Below are 6,054 nucleotides of genomic sequence, written 5' to 3'. Positions count from 1 at the left end.
AAGGAATTCACCAAGTGAGTCCCAACGTAAGTGATTTTCTTTTTCGAATTGCTGAACGTGCTTAGGAGCTGATCCACCTGCACCCGTCTCGAATAATCCACCACCATTCATCAATGGAACGATAGAAAGCATCTTAGAAGAAGTTCCAAGTTCAATAATTGGGAAAAGGTCAGTTAAATAGTCACGCAATACGTTACCAGTTACTGAGATTGTATCTTCTCCTTTACGGATACGCTCAAGTGAGAAAGCAATAGCTTCAACTGGCTTAAGAATACGAATATCTAATCCGGTTGTATCGTGGTCTGCCAGGTAAGTATTTACTTTAGAAATCAACTGAGCATCGTGAGCTCTGTTCTCATCTAACCAGAATATAGCTGGCGTTTGAGTTGCTTTAGCTCTGTTTACGGCTAATTTAACCCAATCCTGAATAGGTGCATCTTTAACCTGACACATTCTGAAGATATCACCTGTTTCAACAGCTTGTTCCATAACAACTGTACCATCAAACTCAACAACACGGATAGTACCGTTTCCTTGAGCCATGAAAGTCTTGTCATGAGAACCATACTCTTCAGCTTTCTGAGCCATCAAACCAACGTTTGATACAGAACCCATAGTCGCTACGTCGTATGCACCATTTTTCTTACAGTCATCGAAACAAACCTGGAACATTGTAGCATAACAACGATCTGGAATCAATGCTTTAGTATCCTGTAATTCGCCTGCTGGGTTCCACATTTTTCCACCATCACGAACAACTACTGGCATTGAAGCATCAATAATTACGTTATTTGGTACATGTAGATTAGTGATTCCTTTATCAGAATCAACCATCGCTATATCAGGACGAGACTTGTAAATCTCCATGATATCAGCTTCGATTTCAGTTCTCTTAGCTTCAGGAAGATTTTGAATTTTATTATAAAGATCGCCTAAACCATTATTGAAGTTTACGCCTAACTCTTTGATTGTGTCAGCATGCTTCTCGATAGCTTCTTTGTAGAATACTTCAACAGCATGCTTAAACATTACAGGGTCAGAAATCTTCATCATGGTAGCTTTTAAGTGTAGCGACCATAGTAGACCTTCTTCTTTTGCAGATGCAATTTCTTTTGCATAGAAAGCACGTAAAGCTCTTACATTCATTACTGATGTATCGATAACTTCGCCTTCCAATAGATCTTGCTTCTCTTTTAATACTGTTACAGTACCATTGTTGTCAACATACTCGATTCTTACATCAGTAGCCTTAGCCATTGTCACAGATTTCTCACTTCCGTAGAAATCTCCTTCAGTCATGTGAGCTACGTGTGCTTTAGAATCAGCTGACCATTTCCCCATACGATGAGGGTTATTTTGAGCATACTTCTTTACAGAAGCAGCTGCACGACGGTCAGAGTTACCTTCACGTAAAACCGGGTTTACTGCTGAACCAAGAACTTTAGCAAAACGAGCTTGTAATGCTTTTTCTTCTTCAGTTGTAGCTTCCTCTGGGTAGTTTGGTAACTTGTAACCTTTAGCTTGTAATTCTGCAATAGCAGATTTAAGCTGAGGAATAGATGCACTGATATTTGGCAACTTAATAATGTTAGCCTCTGGAGTTTTTGCTAAATCACCTAGCTCTGTTAGGTAATCAGAGATCTTTTGATCTTCAGTCAAATTCTCTGGGAAGTTAGCGATAATTCTCCCTGCTAAAGAAATATCTTTAGTTTCAACTTCGATACCTGAAGCTACTACAAATGCCTTAATAATAGGCAATAATGAATAAGTAGCTAAAGCTGGAGCTTCATCAATTTTTGTGTAAATAATTTTTGACCTTGTTGCCATGTCAGTTGGTGTTTTGTGTAATTTTTAATGAAAAAAATAATACTTGATTGTGTGTATTTCTTGTGAATTAAACAGCGTCTAATTCGAGGGTAAACATATAGATTTTTTTTATTTCAGAATATAAAAGTGCTTTTTTTTTAACGATTTTTTTCTTTAATCAAAACAACTAGACTATCAGCACTATAGACATAAAAACACTCGTGTAATCATCCGATTTATCATCCCTTTTAGGGCTATTTAATCTAAATTATTCGAAGTCGAGGGAAAATTTCTGCTTTAGCTGCTCCAAAAATGGATTTTTTTGACACAAATATTTGAATTTGTCCGTATCCGTGTACAAGCGTCTTTTTGTTTCAGTTTGTGTTATTTCGATTATAAAATCGATAGTCGAGTTCTGTAATTCTCTTTTCAGATAATTAACCATTTCATTTTTAACAACGGTTATATCATCCTCTTGTATCTGGTTACTGACTTTAATAACCAATTGCCCGCCTGTTCTTATTTCAGCTTCACAATTCGCTATTGCTAAGCGAATTCGATCGCTCTTTTCTCGAACAATGGTATATTCCTTGAGCTTTTCAACGACTGATTCCGAAGTATAAGGCTGACTTTGGACATTTGTATATTTAGCCTCTGATTCTTTTGATTTGATCTCTGGGCTAGGTGAAGAGGCAAGTCTACTCACAATACCTCGGCTCATGGCCGCTTTTATTGATATTGAGGTTGGACCTGAACTTGATGTAGTGGAAACCTTTTGCTGACTTTGCCCTGAGTAGCTCTGGGCTGGCTTCTGAGCTTCTTGTTGCGGATGAACAGGAGCTTTATCTTTAGCTCCTGCAACTTTGGGAGCTGAGGCTCTCCCCTCAACTCGTATTTTTAATAGTCGTCTGAAATTTTTCTTCAGACTAGCTCCTTTTTTTTTTGATTCAACTATCTGGGACAATTGAATTAGGGTAAGTTCGATAAGTAAGCGATGATTTTGACTACTCTTATAATGTATATCACATTCGTTAAGAATACCTAAAGCATCGTATAAGAAATCGACTTCGCATATCTTAGCCTGCTCGGTATATTTCTCTTTCACACTTTCGCTGACCTCTAGTAATTGCAGAGTCTCTACATCTTTACCCACAAGGATGTCTCGGATATGAGAACTTAAACCGGCTATAAAATGATGACCATCGAAGCCTTTCTCAACAATTTCGTTGAATAAGATTAAAACATCGGTCACCTTACCAGCAAGGAAAGCATCTACCATTTTAAAATAGTAGTCGTAATCCAAAACATTCAGGTTCTGAATAACATTTTCGAAATTGATATTCTTACCCGAGAAGCTTACTATCTGATCGAAAATCGACAAGGCATCACGCATGGCACCGTCAGCTTTCTGAGCAATCACATTCAAAGCTTCCTCATCAATCGTTATGCCTTCTTCCTTGGCGATATGCTTTAGATGATTCACTGCGTCAGCTACCTTTATTCGATTAAAGTCGAATATCTGACAGCGCGACAAAATAGTTGGAATAATTTTGTGTTTCTCCGTCGTTGCCAAAACAAATATCGCATGTGCAGGTGGCTCTTCCAATGTTTTAAGAAAAGCATTAAATGCCGATTGAGATAACATATGAACCTCATCGATAATATAAACACTGTATTTCCCAATTTGAGGAGGAATACGCACCTGATCGATCAAGGTTCTGATATCGTCTACCGAATTATTAGAAGCAGCATCAAGCTCGTGTATATTATAAGAACGATTCTCGTTAAAAGCCATACACGACTCACAGGCATTACAAGCCTCAAAATCGGAACTCACATTGGAGCAATTAATGGTTTTGGCAAAAATTCGCGCACAAGAGGTCTTACCTACCCCACGTGGGCCACAAAACAAGTAGGCGTGAGCCAAGTGAGCGTTTTTAATGGCATTTTTTAGGGTAATAGTAATAGACTGCTGACCAACTACTGTTTGAAAGCTTGAGGGGCGATATTTTCGTGCCGAAACGATAAAATTCTCCATACTGAGGTATAAACGAAACGATTAGTTCTTATTCTTACTTTTTCAAGGAATTCAAAGATAAACAATCATCCTAAAAAAGCGATTATTTAGGACTAATTTGTTTTCAACAAAAAACAAATATTCGAGCCAACAATAATTATTAAAACAGACTTAAGTCGTTCTAATTGTTTAAATGAATTCTAAGATATAAGCAATCACCTCCTTCAATTTAATTATCAATATGAACATTTTTTCATTAAAGTTACTTACCTTTATTTAACATTGAAACCTATAAATGATTTAATAAACATATAACACTATGCAAAATAATGAAATTACTATTCACGATTGGCTATCACTAAAACCCTATAAGGAGGAAGCCATAAGTGACTCTTGCTATATTAATCTGGCTAATCAATTTAAAGATGTATTGATAGAAGATCTTTACTTTACCGAAGATAACGACATGCAAGAGGAAGATGCTACTGAATTTGCATGTATGCTGGCCTCTTTTATTGAAGATATTGTTTCGGAAACTCACATTTATCATACATTTAGGCGCCAGCATAAAGAACTTTACGGGCATGCAGTTCCTTTTTCCAGCGAAGGTTATGACGAAGGTATTTCTATCAATTCCAGCGATATTCAATTTTTAGTTTGGTATTACCTAAGTGTGAAACAACCTGATACTATTGTCTATTTGGGCAGCCTTTTTATGGCTGGTCTGATCGATCAACTCATAGATGTTGTGAACGAGGAAACCATTGATTATGAAGTTAACGAGGATCTGAAAAAATATTATAGCTTACCACATGAAGCTTGTCATATCATTTATGTAAGAGATCTTATCGATAATATTCTATTTAATACTTACCTTTTTTATCCTGACGCATTTAAGAGACTCAGAGATTTTGAGGAGACCCACTTAGCCGAAGACTATTCGGATATGAGAACTCAGCATGAAAAAGACACTTGGAATGCTAATTTATTCGAAAACCGATTCCACTTTATATGGCACTATCGCACCCGACTGCTTGCTTTAAATGGTAAAGAATGGGCAGCCAGCCTTATTGGCAAATCTCATCCCTTATATCAGGATGTTTTAAATATTTCGAAAAGTATAAGAGCCCCTTTTATCTATAAAAGTGAGGATGAGGACGATCTCATCGTCGAACATATCGCTTCAGGAAGACGATTTGAGCTAACAAAGCAATCCATCACGCCCAATAAAGGCTTGATTCCCAACGAATCTATTCTTCATCTATCGTTAAACCAATGGCAAGGCAAATGGTGGAACAGCGGCATTGTTTTGTATCAAAATTTTGACGCCGATTTCATACTGGATGAAAAAGCATCGGAAGAAAGCAAACAGGGTGTTGCCTTTTTAGATGCAGACGTACAGAGAAAAGAAAATGAAGAACTTGAAAAACAGAAGAAACACTTTATCTCTTTTAACAAGAACTCTCCCATTGCTTTTATGCCATCGAAAGAGCTGTCTAAATTTGTATCAGACTTTGGTTGTTATTATCGAAAATGCGAGAACATTAAACTGCCCGAGGGCAGTGATGATATAAAGATTGAAATTGGAGCTGATGAATTAGATGAATTTAATAGAAGATGGACCGAAGCTTTTATTTTTATTAATTCGAAGCAGGGTATGGAGATTTGTTACAATTTTGTCGATATTATTCCTGACGAAAAGAACCCTTTCTACAAGGCTGAGAAGTTGAGAGACAAATTTTGGGATGTCATTGTTTCTAAACATGCCTCAAAGGAATTAACGCAATACTACTTCGATCAGTACAAAGAGCAGCTAAGTGGCCTTTCTTCAGAATTCGATACCGTATTCTCCCCAAACCTGGATTTTTTAACACGATTTTGGAAGCATGATATTTATTTCGATGAAGCCCAATAGTATGAACCCTCAACGGCTATAATTTATGACTTACAACAGGCCCCTTAGACCGAAAACGTTTCGGAATAAGGGGCCATTTTCACTTTATCTTGCTTCGGTATATCATTCTCATTCATAAAACTGATCCTTCATCCATTTTGAAGGATTGCTTTTGATATAATCTCTGATTCTCTCTAAACTTTCATCATTCCGAATGATATGATCGTAGAATCGACTTTGCCATGCAAAATCGGCATGAATTTTTCTGGCATTTATCGTACATATACGTTTGTATTGATTTATAATAACACCCAATGATGAGGGTTTCCATGCATTT

General features: G+C 37.0%; 3 protein-coding genes and 1 pseudogene. 1 reads left to right on the top strand and 3 read right to left on the bottom strand.

Going from position 1 to position 6,054, the window contains the following annotated elements; all coding sequences use genetic code 11:
* Both ABY905_RS12895 and ABY905_RS12890 read right to left on the bottom strand, forming a co-directional pair.
* Nucleotides 1-1,827: NADP-dependent isocitrate dehydrogenase (locus ABY905_RS12895; protein ID WP_372644520.1), on the bottom strand; the 1,827-nt coding region annotated here is incomplete at its 3' end.
* Between the two features lie 247 nt (nt 1,828-2,074).
* Nucleotides 2,075-3,844: a DNA polymerase III subunit gamma/tau gene (locus ABY905_RS12890; RefSeq protein ID WP_372644518.1), complete on the bottom strand. Its 1,770-nt coding sequence runs from the start codon at nt 3,842-3,844 to the stop codon at nt 2,075-2,077.
* A gap of 298 nt (nt 3,845-4,142) precedes the next feature.
* On the opposite strand from ABY905_RS12890, the gene ABY905_RS12885 reads away from it, so the two are divergent.
* Nucleotides 4,143-5,738: a DUF3843 family protein gene (locus tag ABY905_RS12885; RefSeq protein ID WP_372644516.1), complete on the top strand. Its 1,596-nt coding sequence runs from the start codon at nt 4,143-4,145 to the stop codon at nt 5,736-5,738.
* 108 nt (nt 5,739-5,846) lie between these two features.
* Here ABY905_RS12885 and ABY905_RS12880 read toward each other — a convergent pair.
* Nucleotides 5,847-6,054 (bottom strand): annotated as a pseudogene (locus ABY905_RS12880) (hypothetical protein); the annotation flags it as partial.

The sequence above is a fragment of the Ancylomarina sp. genome (assembly GCF_041555295.1).
In the GTDB taxonomy this organism is placed as follows: Bacteria; Bacteroidota; Bacteroidia; order Bacteroidales; family Marinifilaceae; genus Ancylomarina.
This window is presented reverse-complemented; position numbering and strand designations above follow the sequence as displayed.